Origin of the sequence: Pontibacter indicus (assembly GCF_900156345.1) — a bacterium.
GTDB lineage: Bacteria > Bacteroidota > Bacteroidia > Cytophagales > Hymenobacteraceae > Pontibacter > Pontibacter indicus.
On sequence record NZ_FTPP01000003.1, the window covers coordinates 191,479 to 211,013 of the forward strand.

Annotated in this window: 15 protein-coding genes; 10 read left to right on the forward strand and 5 right to left on the reverse strand. The window is 53.0% G+C overall.

Annotation, left to right across the window (positions count from 1 at the left end; translation table 11 throughout):
- Positions 1-120 precede the first annotated feature (120 nt).
- Both B0B12_RS15610 and lpdA read right to left on the reverse strand, forming a co-directional pair.
- Positions 121-1,233 (reverse strand): fatty acid desaturase family protein, encoded by a 1,113-nt coding sequence (locus B0B12_RS15610; RefSeq protein WP_076670775.1) that lies wholly within the window; start codon positions 1,231-1,233, stop codon positions 121-123.
- 454 nt (positions 1,234-1,687) lie between these two features.
- Complete coding sequence (gene lpdA, locus B0B12_RS15615) at positions 1,688-3,082, reverse strand: dihydrolipoyl dehydrogenase (RefSeq protein ID WP_076670777.1); 1,395 nt, start codon at positions 3,080-3,082, stop codon at positions 1,688-1,690.
- Positions 3,083-3,294: 212 nt separating this feature from the next.
- On the opposite strand from lpdA, the gene B0B12_RS15620 reads away from it, so the two are divergent.
- Positions 3,295-3,960, forward strand: a complete 666-nt coding sequence (locus B0B12_RS15620; protein ID WP_076670779.1) for a tetratricopeptide repeat protein — start codon at positions 3,295-3,297, stop codon at positions 3,958-3,960.
- 783 nt (positions 3,961-4,743) lie between these two features.
- Here B0B12_RS15620 and B0B12_RS15625 read toward each other — a convergent pair.
- Positions 4,744-6,081 (reverse strand): M23 family metallopeptidase, encoded by a 1,338-nt coding sequence (locus B0B12_RS15625; RefSeq protein WP_076670781.1) that lies wholly within the window; start codon positions 6,079-6,081, stop codon positions 4,744-4,746.
- Between the two features lie 277 nt (positions 6,082-6,358).
- On the opposite strand from B0B12_RS15625, the gene fabG reads away from it, so the two are divergent.
- The 7 genes from fabG to B0B12_RS15660 all read left to right on the forward strand — a co-directional run bounded on the left by fabG (position 6,359) and on the right by B0B12_RS15660 (position 13,650).
- The gene (gene fabG / locus B0B12_RS15630) at positions 6,359-7,105 is read left to right on the forward strand and encodes a 3-oxoacyl-[acyl-carrier-protein] reductase (RefSeq protein ID WP_076670783.1); all 747 of its coding nucleotides are present in this window, start codon (positions 6,359-6,361) and stop codon (positions 7,103-7,105) included.
- 282 nt (positions 7,106-7,387) lie between these two features.
- Positions 7,388-7,822 carry a hypothetical protein gene (locus B0B12_RS15635; protein ID WP_139337820.1) on the forward strand — a complete coding sequence of 145 codons (435 nt, stop codon included), beginning with the start codon at positions 7,388-7,390 and terminating at the stop codon, positions 7,820-7,822.
- 108 nt (positions 7,823-7,930) lie between these two features.
- Positions 7,931-10,012, forward strand: a complete 2,082-nt coding sequence (locus B0B12_RS15640) for a vWA domain-containing protein (protein WP_076670787.1) — start codon at positions 7,931-7,933, stop codon at positions 10,010-10,012.
- 15 nt (positions 10,013-10,027) lie between these two features.
- Positions 10,028-10,639, forward strand: coding sequence for a GNAT family N-acetyltransferase (locus B0B12_RS15645; protein WP_076670789.1), 612 nt, complete (start codon positions 10,028-10,030; stop codon positions 10,637-10,639).
- 320 nt (positions 10,640-10,959) lie between these two features.
- Complete coding sequence (locus B0B12_RS15650; protein ID WP_076670791.1) at positions 10,960-11,667, forward strand: pseudouridine synthase; 708 nt, start codon at positions 10,960-10,962, stop codon at positions 11,665-11,667.
- 113 nt (positions 11,668-11,780) lie between these two features.
- The gene (locus B0B12_RS15655; RefSeq protein ID WP_076670793.1) at positions 11,781-13,064 is read left to right on the forward strand and encodes an LVIVD repeat-containing protein; all 1,284 of its coding nucleotides are present in this window, start codon (positions 11,781-11,783) and stop codon (positions 13,062-13,064) included.
- Between the two features lie 28 nt (positions 13,065-13,092).
- Positions 13,093-13,650 carry a hypothetical protein gene (locus tag B0B12_RS15660; RefSeq protein ID WP_076670795.1) on the forward strand — a complete coding sequence of 186 codons (558 nt, stop codon included), beginning with the start codon at positions 13,093-13,095 and terminating at the stop codon, positions 13,648-13,650.
- Here B0B12_RS15660 and B0B12_RS15665 read toward each other — a convergent pair.
- The gene (locus B0B12_RS15665) at positions 13,640-14,617 is read right to left on the reverse strand and encodes a YpdA family putative bacillithiol disulfide reductase (RefSeq protein WP_076670797.1); all 978 of its coding nucleotides are present in this window, start codon (positions 14,615-14,617) and stop codon (positions 13,640-13,642) included. The two genes, B0B12_RS15660 and B0B12_RS15665, sit on opposite strands and share 11 nt — an antisense overlap.
- Positions 14,618-14,689: 72 nt before the next feature.
- A complete protein-coding gene (locus B0B12_RS15670; RefSeq protein WP_076670799.1) occupies positions 14,690-15,451 on the reverse strand; it encodes a ThuA domain-containing protein in 762 nt (253 codons plus the stop codon).
- A gap of 377 nt (positions 15,452-15,828) precedes the next feature.
- On the opposite strand from B0B12_RS15670, the gene B0B12_RS15675 reads away from it, so the two are divergent.
- Positions 15,829-18,765: a VPS10 domain-containing protein gene (locus B0B12_RS15675; RefSeq protein WP_076670801.1), complete on the forward strand. Its 2,937-nt coding sequence runs from the start codon at positions 15,829-15,831 to the stop codon at positions 18,763-18,765.
- A gap of 183 nt (positions 18,766-18,948) precedes the next feature.
- Entirely contained in the window at positions 18,949-19,530 is a 582-nt protein-coding gene (locus B0B12_RS15680; protein ID WP_244554736.1) for a hypothetical protein, read from the forward strand.
- Positions 19,531-19,535 lie beyond the last annotated feature (5 nt).

Genomic DNA, 19,535 nt, shown 5'->3' on the forward strand with positions numbered 1-19,535 from the left:
TGTACTTTGTCGTGCTTGTGTACATCCAGCTTCTATACCCGGGTGAGCAGGCACAAAATGGAGGCTACAAATATAACGGGGAATTGTGGGAGTTTAAGCTGTTGGGCGTAATTTGATTTTTTACCCGATGGCATCATTCAGTCCTGGCAACCTGCCAAAACGGTGCAGTGTCTCGATGTGGGAGCGCAGGGCCTGCCCAAATGTTTTGTTCTCGAGATAAGGTATACCAAACTCAGCTGCTGTTTCCTTCACAATCTCAGCAATCGCCGGATAATGCACATGGCAAACGCGCGGAAACAGGTGATGCTCAACCTGGAAGTTCAGTCCGCCCACGTACCACGAGAGGATCTTGTTGTGGCGCGAAAAGTTAACGGTCGTGTTCATCTGGTGAATGGCCCAGTCGTTCTCAATCACACCATGCTCGTCCGGCCTGGGATGGCTTGTTCCCTCTACCGTATGGGCCAGTTGGAATACCACCGTGAGGACGATACCCGCCACGAAGTGCATCAGCAAAAAGCCCAGCAATACCTCCAGAAAAGGAATGCCGAAAAACAGCGAAGGCACGCCCAGCACGGCAAAAAAGTAGAGGCCTTTCATGGCAAGCAGCTTCATCAACCATGTTCTGTTCTCCGCTGGTGTGTTGTTGTTCACGCCATTCCGCTTGAAGAGCGCATACTGCACAAAGTCTTTGGCCACCACCCAGTATAGCGTGAGCAGGCCATAGAACACAAAGGCGTACACCCACTGCAGCTGATGGAAGAACTTCACCTTAGAATGAGGGTTGAAACGCAGCACCAGCCGGTCCTGAATGTCCTCATCCATCTCCACCACGTTGGTATAGGTATGGTGCAGGATGTTGTGCTGTAGTTTCCAGTTAAAGGCCGAGCCGCCCACCAAGTTCAAGGTATAACCCATTAGGTCATTGACCCGCTTGCTGCCCGAGTAGGCCCCATGGTTGGCGTCGTGCATCACGCTCATACCTATACCAGCCAGGCCCAAACCCATCACAAGCCACAGCAGCAGACTAAGCGGCCACGCTGGCTGGAAGGCAAGAAGTGCGATGAAGGGCAGCACGTAGCCGGCAATCAGCACAATGCTTTTCACGATCATGGTACCGTTGGCCGTTCTGGGGATGTTATTCTCGGTAAAGTAGGCGTCGACGCGCTTGCGCAGCGTTGGGAAGAAGAGGCTTTTGTCCTTGTTGACAAACTTAACTTTGCTTTGCAGCTTCATAGTTTACGGGTGATGTGTGAAAAGATCAAAACTCACACATAGCGGCAAAAAAGCACAAAGCATGAATCAAGGGAATACTATATAAAAGCGAATCCGGTGTTTTAAAGTTCAGATGCCCATGTGAAGACACGAAACTTAAAGCCTAAGTTGGTAATACACAGAACACTTAGAAAACGCGCTTACAACCGCCTTTATTGAGTTATTCAGGTTTGCAATATACTTAATTTATCACGAAAAATGACAATCCCTTTCTGCAACCTGAGTTTATAAAAAAATCCGCCCCGATGCTTTAACCATTGAGCATCAGCCACCTACACATTTCTCAAATGAATAAAGAAACAGACAGCAGTTTCGTTGACAACTTGGATCTGAGCTTTTGTCGGGCAGCATCTGAAACAAAAAAGCCTGACCAGAATTTCTCCGGCCAGGCTTCTTATGGCTATACCTGAAAAAATTACAGGTGAATCACTTCGTCGTAAGCAGCGGCGGCCGCTTCCATCACAGCCTCGCTCATGGTTGGGTGCGGGTGCACCGCCTTGATGATCTCATGGCCAGTGGTCTCCAGCTTGCGGGCTACTACCACTTCGGCGATCATCTCCGTTACGTTGGCACCGATCATGTGCGCGCCCAGGAACTCGCCGTATTTCGCATCGAAGATCACCTTCACAAAGCCATCCTTAGCGCCGGCGGCACTTGCCTTGCCAGAAGCTGAGAATGGGAACTTGCCTACTTTGATGTCCAGACCTTGCTCACGAGCGGCTTTCTCCGTCAGACCTACAGAGGCGATTTCTGGAGAGCAATACGTACAGCCCGGGATGTTGCCATAGTTCAACGGCTCTGGGTCGTGACCCGTGATGGCCTCCACGCAGATGATACCCTCGGCAGACGCTACGTGCGCCAGCGCAGGGCCCGGCACGATGTCGCCGATAGCATAAATGCCGTCCACGTTGGTTTTGTAGTACTCGTCCACGATCACGCGACCTTTGTCTACCTTAATGCCCAGTTCTTCAATGCCGATGTTCTCAAGGTTGGTCTGTATACCTACCGCCGAAAGCACCACTTCTGCTTCCAGTGTCTGCTCGCCCTTAGCGGTCTTTACAGTCACTTTGCACAGGTCGCCTTTCGTGTCCACAGCCTCTACAGAAGCCTCCGTCATGATGTCGATGCCCGACTTGCGGAAAGACTTCGACAGCTGACGCGATACCTCTTCGTCCTCAACCGGCACGATGTTCGGCATGTACTCCACGATGGTTACTTTCGTGCCCATGGCGTTGTAGAAGTAAGCGAACTCCACACCGATCGCACCAGAACCTACCACTACCATGCTCGCCGGCTGCTTGTCCAGCGCCATGGCCTGACGGTAACCAATGATCTTCTTGCCGTCGATTGGCAGGTTAGGCAGCTCGCGCGAACGGGCACCTGTTGCCAGAATGATGTGGTCGGCCTCTACTGTATTTTTATTTCCATCAGCATCAGTCACTTCGATTTTGCCTTTGGCCACCACTTTGCCGTTGCCCATGATGGCGTCGATCTTGTTTTTGCGGAACAGGAACTGGATGCCCTTGCTCATGCCGTCGGCCACTCCGCGGCTACGCTTGATCACGGCGTTGAAGTCTACAGAGGCCTCACCGATCGTAATGCCGTAGTCAGCTGCGTGGTTGATGTACTCGAACACGTTTGCGCTTTTCAGCAGTGCCTTGGTTGGGATACAGCCCCAGTTCAAACAGATGCCGCCCAGCGACTCACGCTCGATCACACCTACTTTCAAACCCAGTTGCGACGCGCGGATGGCCGCCACGTAACCGCCCGGGCCACTACCCAGCACTACTAAATCGTATTTTGATGCCATAGTTTCTCTTTTTTAAATGTTGAGCAAAATTAAGCGATAATCCCAACTTCACAAAACCACTTCTATATCACTATCACCCACCCGATTAGTAGTACTTTACAAAGCCCGCACCTCCACTATACAAAGAATCGCTTCAAAAAATGACATGCCTATTCCGTATTGGGCTGAACTGTTGTATTTTGCGCACCATAACATGAGCTAACCCCTGCTGCATGAGAAAAATTTTACTTCTGATCATCCCTGTACTTTTCGCATTACCGGCTTTTTCGCAAAAGGCTGCGACACAGGCTGCCCCGCAGAAAACGGCGCTGCAGCACTTTAATGCAGGTAACCAAAAGTTTAAGTCTGGCAAGTACTCCGAGGCCATCAAAGAATACAGCGAAGTGCTGAAGCAGGAGCCCGAGCACATCGTCACGATCACGAACCGGGGCATCGCCCGCGACCGCCTGCTCGATTACCGAGGCGCCATCTCTGACTTCACCAAAGCCCTCGAGCTCGACCCCAAACACATCGAAGCCTGGAACAGCCGCGGCCTCTCGAAATACAACCTGCAGGATTACAAAGGCGCGCTGATCGACTTCAACACTGCTGTTTCGATTGATCAGAAGCAGGCGCGCACTTATAATAACCGCGGCCTGGTACGCTTCGCCCTGAAAGACTACCGCAGTGCCATCATCGACTATGGTCGCGCCATTACCCTGCAACCCGACTTTGCTGATGCCTACTACAACCGCGGTGGCCTCCGCTATACCAGCGGCGACGTGAGCGGCGCCTGCGAGGATTGGGTGAAAGCCGAGCAGTTGGGTCTAAAAGAAGCCGCGCAGTACCTGAAGCAGTTCTGCGATCAGAATTCTACTGCTACTAATACAGCGAAGTAAACTAAACTCTTGCTCGCGCTAGGTATAGCGCAAACGTCCGCACTCGTGTCTACTATCGTGGGGCCTCTGGCCCCGTTGGCGGGTATAGGTATAGCTGGCATTTAGTATACCACTGTGCCCTCGCTCGCGTCCCGCGAGTGTGAGCTAGCGGGCGGACTCTGGCCGCTGGTGCATAGTACCGGTATACTTGTATCTGGTGTAGTTGCAGGTATAGCAACCGGTCTTGTTTCATAGCTTGCCCTAGCCGGGCGGGCTGCTGTTTCGCCTGTGCGGCGGGCACTCACTTTTTGTCTTGACACAAAAAGTAAGCAAAAAAGTCAAGACCCTCCAAATCGAGGGCCCCTACCCCCACTCGCTGACCGCTCGAACAGTGGAGTGTCATTTGGTGCACCTGGCACCGCTAGCTGTTTTATAGTTCGAGTGCAAGTTAGTCTTACTATACCTGCCAGTGGTTTTTGTGGTCTTTGTTGCAGTGCTTATACCTTGAATTGGCAGCAGCAGAAAGTCCCACTTGGGGGTAGGGTCCCTCGACAAAGAAGGGGGCAGGGGGATGTTAATCGTGCACAAGAATCCTGAAAATTCTGATTCTGACAACTGCTCCCGCATAGCAAACAAGACACTCGTAGGTCTAAAGACGCTGCGAGGTCTATGCACCACCACTGGCTATCTATAATATCTCTCCTGTTTTGGGTGTAAGGCTCTCAAAAAAAGGAGGGTAGAGGGATTACAGATAAAAAAAGGGACGCTTTGCGGCGTCCCTTTTCGTTTCACATTTAATAAACGTTATACCTCATCCTCCTCCAGCTTCTTGCCTGACTGATCAGCCGCCAGCAATTCCTGCTGCACGCCTTTGGGTTCGATCGCCATCAGCTTGTCTTCCAACTCGGACTTCACTTCCTCAAAAGCGTCCATATACTTCTTTTCGATCGGGTGGGCAGATGGCAGCTTCACTTTCAGGGCGTCTACCTGTCTGCCGTTTTTCCAGAAGCGGTAACACAGGTGCGGCCCTGTCGCCAGGCCGGTGCTGCCTACGTAGCCGATGGTCTGGCCCTGGCTCACGCGGGTTCCTTTCCGGATGCCTTTCGCGAACTTGGACATGTGCAGGTATTGGGTGGTATAGGTCTTGTTGTGTTTGATTTTCACATAGTAACCGTTGCCTCTGGTGAAAGCGGCCTCTAGCACCACGCCGTCACCTACCGTCCGGATCGGGGTGCCGCGCGGGGCGGCGAAGTCAGTGCCCAGGTGCGGCTTGTAGCGCTTCTGCACCGGGTGGAAACGGTTCATGGTATAGCGGGAACTGATGCGGCTATATTCGAGGGGCTCTCTCAGAAAAGCTTTTTTGAGACTCTTGCCGTCCTGGTCGTAATAACCGCTTTTCTGCCCGTCCTGCTCAAAAGCGATGGCATACAGCGGCTTGCCTTCGTGCTCAAAGTAGGCGGCTTTTATCTTGCCAAAACCGATCACGTCGCCGTTCACCTGCTTTTCGTCATAAATTAGCTTGAAATGATCGCCGGGCTGCAGGCGGCTCAGGTTGAGGCGCCAGGCGTAGATGTCGGCAAAGTGGTTGACCAGTTGGGGCGAACCCCCGGCCGCCAGAATAGACTCAAACAGGGAGCTCTCGATAAATCCGGCTATGGCACGCTCTACTACTTCCACCTCGCGTTTCTCCAGGCGCACGTCCAGTTCCCCGTTCAGGTCGTAGATCACGTACTCCACCTCATTTGGCTCATAAATAAAGTAGCGGGCTGTCTGGGCTGAGTCCTGCGCGTGCAGGATGATGTAGTTGCGCTTGGCGTTGATGCGGCGTACGTCGAATATTTTCTTCGACTTGCGGGCCAGTTGGTCGATGGTGACAGGCGAGATATTGAAGCTGGCCAGGATCTCGGACAGGTTCTCCCCTCTTTCCACGGTACCTTCTACAATTTCGAGTGTGTCGGTGGGGATGCCGAAGATGATCGGGGCGGGCTTTTTGACTTTCACCACTGGCTCGGGTTCAGGCTCAGGGGCTTCTTCCTCGGTTGGGAAATTGAAGTTTTTGAAGCTGATTGTTTGCGCAGCCGTGATAAACACGAACAACGACACCGCGATCAGGATGGCTAGTCCGACACTACGTTTGAACATTACGGGGTACCTTTGGTTGAAAGAATGGCACGAAAATATGGTTTAACCGATAGAAATAAAAATATTTTACAACACAATATTCAGATTATAAATATGTTGCAAACTATATACAAGGCCAAGGTATAGCATCAAACACTTTTTAAAGCGGCAGCACCAATTGTACATTTTCATACAGGTGGCAATACAAATAACTCGCAATCAGAAAATTAGAGCTAAATAAAACAGGAGGATGCGGCGGCTCTTCTGAATAAAAAAATCTTTTATAACTTTGACCCTTATGAAAGCACTAGAAGGAAAAGTAGCCCTCGTAACCGGGGCATCAAAAGGTATAGGTCGCGCCATCGCCGAGAAATTGGTAGTCATGGGCGCACAGGTAGCATTCACCTACCTCTCAAGCGTTGAAAAAGGCCAGGCCCTGGAGCAGGAACTTACTGCAAACGGTGGCAAAGCCAAAGGTTTCCGATCTGACGCCTCTGACATGGCGCAAGCCGAGAAACTGATCGAGGATGTGGTAGCCGAGTTTGGCAAGATCGACATCCTGGTGAACAACGCCGGTATCACGCGCGACGGACTGCTGATGCGCATGACAGAAGAGCAGTGGGATGCGGTGATCAACACCAACCTGAAATCTGTATTTGCTTTGACCAAAGGTGCCACCAAGCACATGATGCGCGCCAAAAGCGGCTCGATCATCAACATCACGTCCGTGGTAGGTATAAAAGGTAACGCCGGACAGGCCAACTACTCGGCTTCCAAAGCAGGCATCATCGGCTTCACCAAGTCGGTAGCGCTGGAACTGGGTTCGCGCAACATCCGCTGCAACGCTGTAGCCCCAGGCTTCATCGAAACGGAAATGACAGGCGAACTCGACCAGAAAGTGGTAGACGAGTGGAGAAAAGCCATCCCATTGAAGCGTGGCGGTACGCCGGAGGACGTGGCCAACGCCGTAGCCTTCCTGGCATCAGACCAGTCGGCCTACATCTCCGGCCAGGTGCTGCAGGTAGACGGCGGCATGCTGACATAATAGTGAGTGATTTTTGATTGAGTGAATGAGTGAATAATTGAGACACTAAAAATTAATCATTATTCATTCCTCATTAGTCATTAACAAAAAGACCAATGCTGTGGCGTTTACGTTAGTAGCATTGGTCTTTTTGTTTTATATTTAGAATGGAAAACATTTATACCTGCTAAACAAACTGAAAGGAGGCTGGAATTGGAACTTGCCCTTACGAAGCATCGTCCGCAACTGAAGCATTTTGCATTGGTTCTCGCACTGAGCATATTGTTTTACGCTATAGTTTTGATGCTCGTATACCTGGTATTCTGGTTAGTAGCCTCCAGCGCAACGCTTAACGAATTCCGGCAGGATGTGTCTTCTTCAGCGGGTCTCTGGCTTTTTCCGGTGGCCGGAGGTATCATCCATGCGTTTTCTTTCCAAAAACATACCTTGACCATAACAGGTATAGCAGAACCAGAGCAAGTGGCAGAATGGGCTGTTAGATTCCTGCAGAAAGAAGGCCGTGAGACTATTTCAGAGCGCGATGCCGAAACAGTGCTGGCATCTCCGAACAAGTTTTTCCGGCTCTTCCACTATTGGCTGGGAGCAGAACTCGTTCATGTCAGGTATACGCCTGATCATGTCGCTGTAACGGGCCATTACCGTCACATCGATCTGATCGAGTCGAAGATAAAATTCGGTAAACTAGATTTCAGTTTTCAGAATGCCAAGACGTCCTAACTTCGTGAGCAGGTTTACGTCTAGGTATACTGATGTTCCCAAACCAAAAAGCGGCATCGCCCCTGTTTCAACTTTTTAACTCCTAAACTTTCTAACCTTTTAACTTCCTTGGATTCCTTCCGCCTCATAACGACCTATTCGCCCTGGCTGATCCTGGCCTGTCTGGCTGCAGGTGCGCTCTACGCCTGGCTGCTGTATAGCAAGCGCACGCCCTGGTCGGCAGGTATAAACTATACCCTGGCGGCGGTGCGCTTTGTGGTGGTGAGTTTTCTGTGCTTCCTGCTGCTCGGCCCGCTGGTGCGCTACGTCAAGAACAGCACGCAGGCGCCCACCATCGTGTTTGCCGTGGATAACTCGGAGTCGGTAGAGTTGTTTTCGGACTCGGTGCAGCTCAGGCAGGCGCAGCAGGGTTTGCAGGGTTTGCGCGACAAACTGCAGGAACAAGGTATACAGACCGAGGTTCGGGTGCTGGGTGCATCCGATGCCCCTCAAAACTTGAGCGACTTGCAGTATGAGGCACAAAGCACTAACCTGAGCGAATTGCTCCGCAACGTGCAGCTCGACTTCGAGCAGCAGAACCTGGCTGGTGTCGTGTTGCTCTCGGACGGCATTGTAAACCAGGGCACCTCTCCTACCTACAGTAATTACAATTATATCATCTACCCCGTAGCCGTTGGTGATACTGTGCCCAAGAAAGACATTGTGATGGCTTCGCTGCGCTACAACAAGGTAAACTACAGCGGCAACCGCTTCCCGTTGGAGGCTGAGGTGCAACAGCAGGGCTTCGACGGCACGACTGTGACGGTGCAACTGAAGGAGAACAAGAAGGTGATCGACCGTAAAACGATTACCCTCAGAGCAGGCCAGCCGCTGCAGCAGGTGCCCTTTCAGGTGATGGCAGGCGGATTGGGCAAGCGTCACTACGAGGTGGAAGTGCTGCCGCAGCAGGGTGAGTTCACGGAACTGAACAACTCGCGGAGCGCGTACATCGATGTAGTGAAAGGCAAGATCAAAGTGCTGGTGGCCGCCGCCTCTCCGCATCCGGATATAAAGGCGCTGCGTGCTGCCATTGAGTCGAATGAGAACTACGAGACAGAGCTGTTTATACCTGGCCTGACCACCCTGAAGCAACAGGATTACGACGTAGCCGTGCTGCACCAGTTGCCGGGCCGCACAGCCGGTGGTGATGCGGCGCTCAATTTGGTGCGCCAGAAGAACCTGCCCGCCCTCTACATTGTGGGCCCACAAAGCGACATCGGCAATTTCAACCGTCTCAACGTAGGTATAAGAATCAACACGCCAGGGCAGTCCGACGAGGTAACCAGTGTTATCAACCCCAGCTTCAGCACCTTTAAAGTAGCCGAAGAAGCCACCGAGCGACTGCAGCAGTACCCGCCTGCTACCGTGCCGTACGGCGATTACCAGCTCACGCCAAACACCGAAACGGTGCTCTACCAGCAGGTAGGCCGTGTGCGTACAAACAAGCCGCTGCTCACGGTGCAAACCGTAGGCGACAGGCGCAATGCGGCTTTGCTGGCATCAGGCACCTGGCAATGGCGCCTCACCGAAACGGCCACCCACGAAAACGCCGCCGTGTATGACAAGCTGATCACCAACCTGGTGCAACTGCTCACGGCGCCGCGCAACAAAAAGCGCCTAAACGTATACCCGCAGCTAAACGAGTACACCAGTTCCGACGAGATCCGCTTCGCTGCCGAGGCCTACAACGAGGCACTCGAGCCGATCTACGGGCAGAACATCACCCTCAAGATTCAGGATACGGAAGGGGCCGAAAAGTCTTTTGAGTTTGCCAATGGCGAGAACCAGTCCGGGGTGAACATCGGCACTTTGCCGGGCGGCCGCTATACCTATAATGCCTCGGCCCGCATCAACGGTTCGCTGCAGCAGGACAAAGGTGAGTTTGTGGTAGAGGAGCAACAACTAGAAGCCCTGCATGCCGTGGCCGACCACAACCTGCTCTACCAACTCGGCGCCAATACCGGCTCCAGACTCTACTACCCGGCCCAATTGCAACAGCTCGAGCAAGACATCCTGAAGGCAGAACACAAAGACCTGATCTACAGCTCTGAGTCGCTCAATGATTTGGTAGATCTAAAGTGGCTCTTTTTCGTGATCCTGGCGCTGGTATGTGGCGAATGGTTTGTGCGGAAATACAATGGAAGTTATTAGTTTTGATGCAGCACTATGAAAGACTCCAAATATCCCCAGCCTGTTGTACTCGAAACCGAGCGCCTATACCTGAGCGAGCTCACGCCTGCCATCTACCAGCACCTGTTCACCGCCTGCAGCGATGCAGAAATAAGCGCATACCTTGGGCTGAAGAACGCGGCTGAGCTGGCCGAGGAAAAGGACAAGTTCAGCAAAGGCCTGACCACTTATTTCCACTCCTTCAAAAACTTCAGAATCCTGCACAAGGAAAACGGCACGGTACTAGGCCGCTGCGGCTACCATACCTGGATTGTGAGTCACCGGCGGGCCGAAGTTGGCTATGCCCTGCTCGATGACAGTTACAAACAGAAGGGATACATGAAGGAGGCCCTGGGTCCCGTCATTGCCTATGGGTTCGAGGAGATGGGGCTGCGCCGCATCGAAGCGCTGGCCGCCGACTACAACACGCCCTCCATCAAACTGCTCAAACGGTTCGGGATGCAACTGGAAGGCGTGATCCGGGAGCATTATGTAGTGGACGGCGTGAACGAAGACTCGGTGCTCTACTCCATCATCCGCCCGGATTATGATTTATTGAAAAATTCTTGGAATCTGCAGTTTCAGATTCGTCATCCGGAGAAGGTGTAGGTGACTGAATTGTTGATTGCTGATTGTTAATTGTTGTTTGTGCACGATTTGGACAAGCGCTACCCAACGATGTCAACTTAAGCATTTTCTGTCATTTCGACCATCGGGAGAAATCTGAAATCATGCCATTGCTCTAAACTAATCCAGATCTCTCCATGCTGTCGAGATGACATATAGCGTCTGTAGTCTTTTAATAAAAAGGAATTAAGTCGCGACCTGTCCTTACAGAAAGACTGCAGGGCTACGTAACTCACGACGCTACGATGTAACGTCGTCGCATCGCCAACTCTTAACTCAACACTTTTAACTCTTAACTCAACTTGAAATACATCCTCGTTAACAAGCCTTACGAAGTCCTAACGCAGTTTACCGACGAAAGCGGCCGCGCTACGCTGAAAGACTTTGTGCCTATACCTGGTATTTATCCCGTCGGCCGGTTGGATTACGACAGCGAAGGGCTTGTGCTGCTCACCGATGATAAAACGCTCCAGCACCGTTTGTCTGACCCGAAATTCAAGATTGAGAAAACTTATTGGGTGCAGGTGGATGGTATACCTACCGAAGAAGCCCTAGAAGAACTGCGACGCGGGGTCGTGATTAAGGAAGTCAAAACAGCACCTGCCAAGGCTATGCTTTTGGAGGCCGAACCGCAGGTATGGGAGCGCTCCAAACCGATCCGTTTCCGGAAAGAAATACCGACAAGTTGGGTAGAGATCAAAATTTCGCAGGGCATGAACCGGCAGGTGCGCCGCATGACGGCCGTGGTGGGCTTCCCAACGCTGCGTCTGATTCGTCCGGCTATTGGCCCGTTGAGCCTGGGCGAGCTGCAGCCAGGGGAGTACCGCGAACTAACCGAGGCGGAAGTCGCTAAACTCAAAAGCCTGACCGCTGGCAGTAGCTTCGGCACTGGCAGCAGGCCCCAAAGACCGGGCGGCGCTCCAAAAAAACCAGGCGGTGCTGGACCTAAAAATAATGGCGGCAGGCATTACGACAGTCGCAACAATTCCAGCCGGAAGAAACGGTTTTAGAAATATTTTTAGATCGCCTTACAACCATTACGATTATTTCGGGGTCCTGTAAGTAAGTGGCATTTTGTAGCATATGATCATAACAGTTCACGCTCACTTTAGAATCAGCGCTTATGAGAAAAGGACTTCTACCCGTTGTGCGACAGACGATTGCCCTGTTGCTTTTCCTGCCGGCCCTGCTGCTCAGCTCCTGCGCCGACGAATGTGAATCGACCACCACTTATACCGTGTTCGAGCCGGTATACATGCTGCGGGCAGACCTGCAGCAGGCTGTGAAGGTAGCGCCTGCCCAAACCCTGCGCGAGCCTGGAAAGATCTACGCCAAGGGCCATTACCTTTTCATCAACGAAGTGGACAAAGGTGTTCACATTGTAGATAACTCCAACCCAAGCGCTCCCCGCTTCCTGAGCTTCATCACCATACCGGGCAACCTGGATATGGCCGTGAAGGGCAATATCCTGTATGCCGACAGCTACATCGACCTGGTGGCCCTGGACATCAGCAACCCACTTGATGTGAGACTGGTCAACCGCGTAGAAAACGTATTCCCGACTTATTTTGGCATGCTGGTCAACGACACGGCTTCTGTGTTCATCTCTGAGTTTGTAGAAACACAGATCACGCAGCCACCCGGCACCGACTGCAACAGCGCTGGCCCGGGCTGGCTTAATGGCTGGATGACGATGGACGGACGGTCCTTCGCTTCAGCCTCCGTAGTGCAGCCCAGCAACTCAACTGGCAAAGGCGGCTCGATGGCCAGATTTACTATTTCAGGCGACCACCTCTATACCGTCAGCAATTCCGATTTGCAGGTGCTTGACATCAGCAACACAGCCGATCCGAAGAAAGGCGAGAAAATCAGGCTGGGCTGGGGCATCGAAACGATCTTCCCTTACGCTGACAAGCTGTTCATCGGCTCCACCACCGGCATGCACATCTACGACAACAGCAACCCGACAAAGCCGGTGCACCTGTCCACCTACGCGCACGTCAACAGCTGCGACCCGGTGGTGGTGGAAGGTAACCTGGCCTGGGTGACGTTGCGCTCAGGCAATGCCTGCGCCGGCTTCACCAACCAGCTCGAAGTGATCGACATCAGCAACCCGCGCAGCCCACAGCTTCTCAAAACCTACCCGATGCAAAATCCGCACGGGCTGGGTATAGACCACTCGACCCTCTTCCTGTGTGAGGGCAAATATGGCCTGAAGATTTTTGATGCGAAGGATCATCTGAAAGTGAGTGACAACCTGATCTCCCATTTCAAAGGGCACGATGCCTTTGATGTGATTCCGCTGGGCAGTAACCTGTTGCTGATCGGCCAGGACGGCCTCTACCAGTATGACTACAGCAACGTGAAAGACATCAGGCTGCTCAGCAAACTCCCTGTATCCCGCTAAACCCTTCTAACTCCCCTATCGCCCTGACATGAAGCTGCTATACCTGCTCACCCTGTTTCTTTTCACTTCCGGAATAACGATGGCACAGTCTGAGGAACAGCCTCTGAAGCGCTACATGGGCACCGTAGAACTCGGCTACCTGTATGGAAACAACAAGCAGAACGATATAGACAACTTTGTAGCGGCGCCCTCTGTGGAGATCTTCAACGGTTTCCGCCTGCACAGGCTGCTGACCATTGGCGCCACCACCGGCTTCGACTTTTACAATAACCTCCTGATCACGCCTTTTGCCCTGGGTATTCGGGGTGAGGTTTTTAACTCACGCATCAGCCCGATCTACAGCATCGATGCCGGGTATGGCTCCTCATTTCTTAGTCATGAAGCTGACATGGAGGAAAAGAAGGGCGGCTGGATGTTCAACCCGGCCTTGGGCATCCGTGTCAGGAGCGGCCATAGCACTGCCTATACCTTTGCAGCCGGCTACAAAACCCAGGAAGCCGAAACCAGCACGTTCTGGGGCCGCGGCATGACGGATCAAAAGATAACCTACAAGCGGCTCTCGCTGCAATTGGGCTTTATGTTTTAGCCTGCTGCTCCCCCACTATATGCTTTACGATCTTCACGGCGTGCTCACGGGAGTTCTCGATGAACCAAATGTGCGTTTCCATGCCGCCGCACACCACTCCTGCCAGGTATAGCCCCGGCATGTTGGTTTCCATGGTTTCGGGGTTGTGGAAGGGGTGCCGGTAGATGTCGTCCGACAGCTTCACGCCCACCTTCTCCAGAAAAGCGAAATTCGGTTGGTAACCGGTCATGGCCATCACGTAATCATTGGCGATCGTGACTTTCCCCTCCGGCGTCTGGATATCCACTTCGGTTTCCCGCACCTCGGTGAGGCGGGACTTAAAATAGGCCTTGATGCAGCCTTCGGCAATGCGGTTCTCCAGGTCGGGTTTGGTCCAGTACTTGATGCGGCCCAGTTCTCCGTCGCGCACCACCATCGTCACCTCGGCCCCTTTGCGCCAGGTCTCCAGCGCCACGTCCGCCGACGAGTTGTTGGCCCCGATGACCACCACCTTCTGCTTGTAGTAAAAATGCGGATCGTAGTAGTAATGCCGTACCTTGTCAAGCTCCTCGCCCGGTATACCGAGCCTGTTTGGGATGTCGTAAAAACCAGTCGCGATGATCACGTGCCTTGCCCTGTAGCGGCCCTTGCTGGTGCTGATCAGGTATAGCCCATCCTCCGGTACAATTTCCGTTACTTCTTCAAACAAGTTGATGTTTAGCGCACCTGTATCTGCCACCCGGCGGTAATACTCCAGCGCCTCGTTCCGGTTCGGTTTGGCGTGGATCGAAGGGAACGGATAGCCGCCAATCTCCAGCCGGTCGGAAGTGGAGAAAAAGGTCATGTGAAGGGGATAGTTAAAAAGAGAATTCACCAGCGTGCCCTTCTCCACGATCAGGTATGTCAAGCCGGCTTTCTTAGCCTCCAGACCACAGGCCAGCCCGATGGGGCCTCCGCCTACGATCAGTATATCAAGTGTATTATTCACTATATGGTATCTTATAAAAACGAATGCTGTCTGCCCAAGCCTGTGAAAGTGTAGTACGCAAGTGGCTCGATTTTACTCAAGCTCTTTTCCCATGGCATAGGCAATGCCTCCCCAGATGTGCTCCAGAAACGCTGGCTCGCTGTAACTTTCTACGGTGTGGCCAAGACCGGTATAGAATGCCCTGCCACCATCATAGCTATGAAACCAAGCGATCGGATGGTGCTCTCCATTCTTGCCTCCTTCATAAGTTGATTCGTCCAGTTTGGCCAATACCTGCACATCCGGGTTCAAGCTTTTAAAGTTATACCATTCATCGGTGCGCTCCCACCTGGCTGGGAGTCCTTTCGTTGCAGGATGATCTTTGTCAACCACAGCAACGGTTGCCTGCTGCACCTTAGGGTGGCTCTCGAACTGGGCGCCAACGAGCTTGGTATACCAGGGCCAGTCGTACTCTGTATCTGAGGCGGAATGTATGCCTGCAAAGCCACCGCCGTTTCGAATATAATTTTCGAATGCCATTTGCTGCTCGGGGTTCAGCACATCCAGGGTAGTGTTCAGAAAGATAACCGCCTGGTATCGCTGCAGGGAGTCAGCCACAAAATAAGCTGCATTTTCTGTCGTATCCACCTTCACCTGATGCTCACGCCCCAGCTTCAGGAGCGCCGCCTTGCCGTGAGGTATAGACGCGTGCCGGAACCCTGCTGTTTTGGAGAAGACGAGGATGCGGTGTGTTGCTTCATCGGCATGTGGGGACAATGGATTGATTGTTTGGTCGCAGGCTTGAAAAGTGCCTGTCAGCAGCAGTAGACCATATACCAGCAGATTGATTTTCATTTTATATGCAATTTATAGCGCTCCTTTTTCAGGTATAGCTTTCCCGAATTCAGGAAAATCTGATTGATCGACTTTCTCAGGACCAAGCCCTGCTTCAAGTTAACCTTTCTTTTTTTAAGTCTTTCCAAACCAACACACTGTTGTCAGGCGTAATCACAGTCCTTCTTTCAACGAGGGGAATCTGCTATTGGTGTCGAAAAATGAGGTCCTGTTATGCCTGTGGAAACAACTACAATCCTACATGTCCTGGGTCAATAATATCCAGGATCCAATATAACAAATGTTTTACATCTCTTCGGCTCCTTCCAAAATCCGGTACAATTCCTTAGCTTTAGAAGCTTAAACCAAACTAATCTACTTATACCTACATCTACAAAATGCAAAAACGTATACTTTCTGTCGCGCTGCTGGTGGCCCTGAGCGGGGGCGCTGTGCAGGCACAGAAGAAAGCACCCAAGCAGCCGGCCTACACACCCGCCAAAGAAAGGCTGCAGGCATTCGAGAAGCGCCAGCAACTCGACCAGAACTCCCTTGTCAGAAACGTGGCCTTCCGAAACGTAGGCCCTACTGTGCAAAGCGGTCGCATCACCGACCTGGATGTAAACCCGAAGGACCCGACTGTTTTCTACGCAGCCTATGCCTCAGGCGGTCTTTGGAGAACCGCCAACAACGGCATTTCCTTTGAGCCACTCTTCGATAACGAGGCGGTGATGACGATCGGCGACATTGCCGTGGACTGGAACAACGGCGAGACCATCTGGATCGGCACCGGCGAGAGCAACTCCAGCCGCTCTTCTTACTCCGGCGTGGGCGTGTACAAGAGCACCGACGGAGGCAAGACCTGGCAGCACATGGGCCTCGACGACACGCACCACATCGGTCGCATCGTCCTCCACCCGACCGACCCGAACACGCTTTGGGTAGCGGCGGTGGGGCACCTGTACTCGCCCAACAAAGATCGCGGCGTGTACAAAACGACCGATGGCGGCAAGACCTGGAAGAAAACCCTCTTCATCGATGATAATACCGGCGCCATTGACCTGGTGATCGACCCGAAGAACCCGAACAACGTGTACGCGGCCATGTGGCACCGCGAGCGCCGTGCCTGGGACTTTGTGGAGGGCGGCAAGACCTCCGGCGTCCATAAGTCAACGGACGGCGGCAACACCTGGACCCGCGTGACCACTGAAGGCAGCGGCTTCCCAACTTCAGAAGGCGTAGGCCGTATCGGTCTCGACATTCACCCGGGCAACCCGAACATCCTCTACGCTTTCCTGGACAACCAGGAACTGCGTCCGATAGAGAAGAAGGCACCAAAAGCCGGCGAGCTGCAGAAAGACCAGTTCAAAGGCATGAGCACAGAGGCTTTCCTGGCCCTCAACGATAAGGCGCTGAATGAATTCCTCGACAACAATCGTTTTCCTTCTAAATACTCTGCCAAATCGGTGAAGGCAGATGTGAAGAGCGGCAAGCTCAAACCTGCTGCCCTGGCCGAGTACCTTGAGGACCCGCTGGCGGTGACCACCGAAGCTCCGGTGAAAGGCGCTGAACTGTACCGTTCCGACGACGGCGGCAAATCCTGGAAGAAAACGCACGAGCAGCCGATCGACGACATGTACTCGAGCTACGGCTACTACTTTGGCGTAGTGCGCGTGGCGCCGCACAACCCGGACAAGGTATACCTGCTGGGCGTGCCGCTCCTGACTTCCGATGACGGGGGCAAGACTTTCCGCAACATCGAGGGCGAGAACGTGCACTCCGACCACCAGGCCCTGTGGGTGAGTCCCGACAAACCCGGCTATGTCATCAACGGCAACGACGGTGGTCTGAACATCACCTACGACGATGGCAAGACCTGGGCAATTGCCAACTCGCCTTCTGTGGGCCAGTTCTACGCCATTGCCGTGGACATGGAGAAGCCTTATAACATCTATGGTGGTCTGCAGGACAACGGTACCTGGTATGGCCCGAGCAACTACAAGGCCAGCGCCGCCTGGACGCAGAACGGCCGCTATCCGTACCAGCGCATTGGCGGTGGCGACGGCATGATGGTGCAGATCGATACTCGCGACAACAACACGGTATACCTGGGTTCGCAATACGGCAACTACACCCGCCTGAACAAGCGCACCGGGGAACGTACTTCGATCAAACCAACACACGAGTTGGGTGAGCGTCCGCTGCGTTTCAACTGGGAAAGCCCGATTCACCTGAGCCGCCACAACCAGGATATCCTGTACTTCGGCTCCAACAAGTTTCACCGCTCCATGAAGCGTGGCGAGGAGATGCAGACCCTCTCCGGCGACCTGACCAACGGCGGCCTGAGAGGCGACGTGGGCTTCGGAACCCTGACCTCCATTGACGAGTCGCCGCTGAAGTTTGGCCTGCTCTACACCGGCTCCGACGATGGCACGATCCACGTGTCGAAAGACGGCGGGTATAACTGGGAAAACATCTCTAAGAAGCTGCCACAAAACATGTGGGTATCAACGGTAGTGGCCTCTAACCACAGCGAGAACCGCATCTATACCTCCCTGAACGGTTACCGCTGGGATGACTTCACGCCATACCTGTACGTGTCGGAAGACAACGGCAAGAAATGGGAGCGCCTGGGCACCAACCTGCCTGCCGAAGCCATCAACGTGGTGAAAGAAGATCCGAAGAACCCGAACCTGCTCTACGTGGGCACGGATCATGGTCTGTATATCTCGCTCGACAAAGGCAAGTCCTTCATGCAGATGCGCAACGGCATGCCGGCCGTAGCCGTGCACGACCTGGTGGTACATCCGCGCGAAAATGACCTGGTGGTAGGCACGCATGGCCGCTCCATCTACATCGCCAATGTGGAGCAGCTGCAGCAGCTCACGCCGGAGATTCAGAACCAGAAACTGCACCTGTTCGCTTTCAATCCAGTGCAGTACAGCCCACGTTGGGGACAGAAGTGGGGCGCCTGGGGCGAGCCGATGGAGTCCACACTGGATATTCCGTTCTATACCGCTCAGGCCGGCACCACGACCATCCGCATCAAGACCGACAAAGGGCAGGTGCTGAAAGAGCTCAAAGACGAGAACGAGCGCGGCCTGAACTTCGTGCGCTACAACTTCTCGGTGGACGAGGCGAATACCAAAGCCTACGAAGCTGCACTGAACAGCGGCAAGAAAGATGGTGAGGAAGCGGTAAAAGTAACAGCCGCCGATAACAAGGTGATCTACCTGCAGCCAGGCAAGTACACAGTAGAAGTTGAAACCGCCGATGGCGGCAAGGCTACTTCTGAGTTTACCCTGAAGGCGCCGGAAAGAAGAACCAGAAGCTAATCGCGGCTTCGGCCATACCTGTAACAAAAAAGGCAGTCCCAACCGGGCTGCCTTTTTTATTTTATACCTATACCTTAAAAATAGACAAGATAATGGCACACATATTGTTATAAAATATTTCATATATTAGATAGGCATACTCCCATTATTATCATCTTTTAACGCTTACCTAAACCAAAGCTTATGAGAACAAAAATTCTACTGCTCGCTCTATTCTTAAGCCTTTCCTTCACTGCCATGGCACAGGATAAGTGGAATCCAAAAGTTGGCTACGGCACTGTTTACTCTGGCAACGGAGACATACCCGGCCACTGGTTCATAGGAGGCATACAGACGCAGATCTCGAAACGATCCGGATTCGAGATCCTGGCAACCGGCACCTACATCGAGGAAACCCGCCGCTACGGACAGGGATATGAGATATTTCAAAAATCGAACGGCGTGGCGCTTGAAGGAACTTATAACCTGTTCGTCAATGCCGGGCCTGTGCAACTCTATCCGGCTGTGGGCCCGGTTTTGCGGTATGCCAGTGAGCGCGACCTTTACGGACTTTCAATTCAATATGATGGGCAGGGCGGTATTACGGAGTTCAGACCTGAAGTGCGGTCCCGGAATGGCTTGCAGGCCGGCTATGTGTTGGCGCTGAACCTGGACGTGAAGGTTAAGCAACACCTGACTTTCGGGTTAAGAGGATCTGTGCAGAGCTTCCATGACGGGCAGCGCCTGGCTGGCCTGGGCATCACCCTGAAAAATGCAAGGTGGTAAGGTAT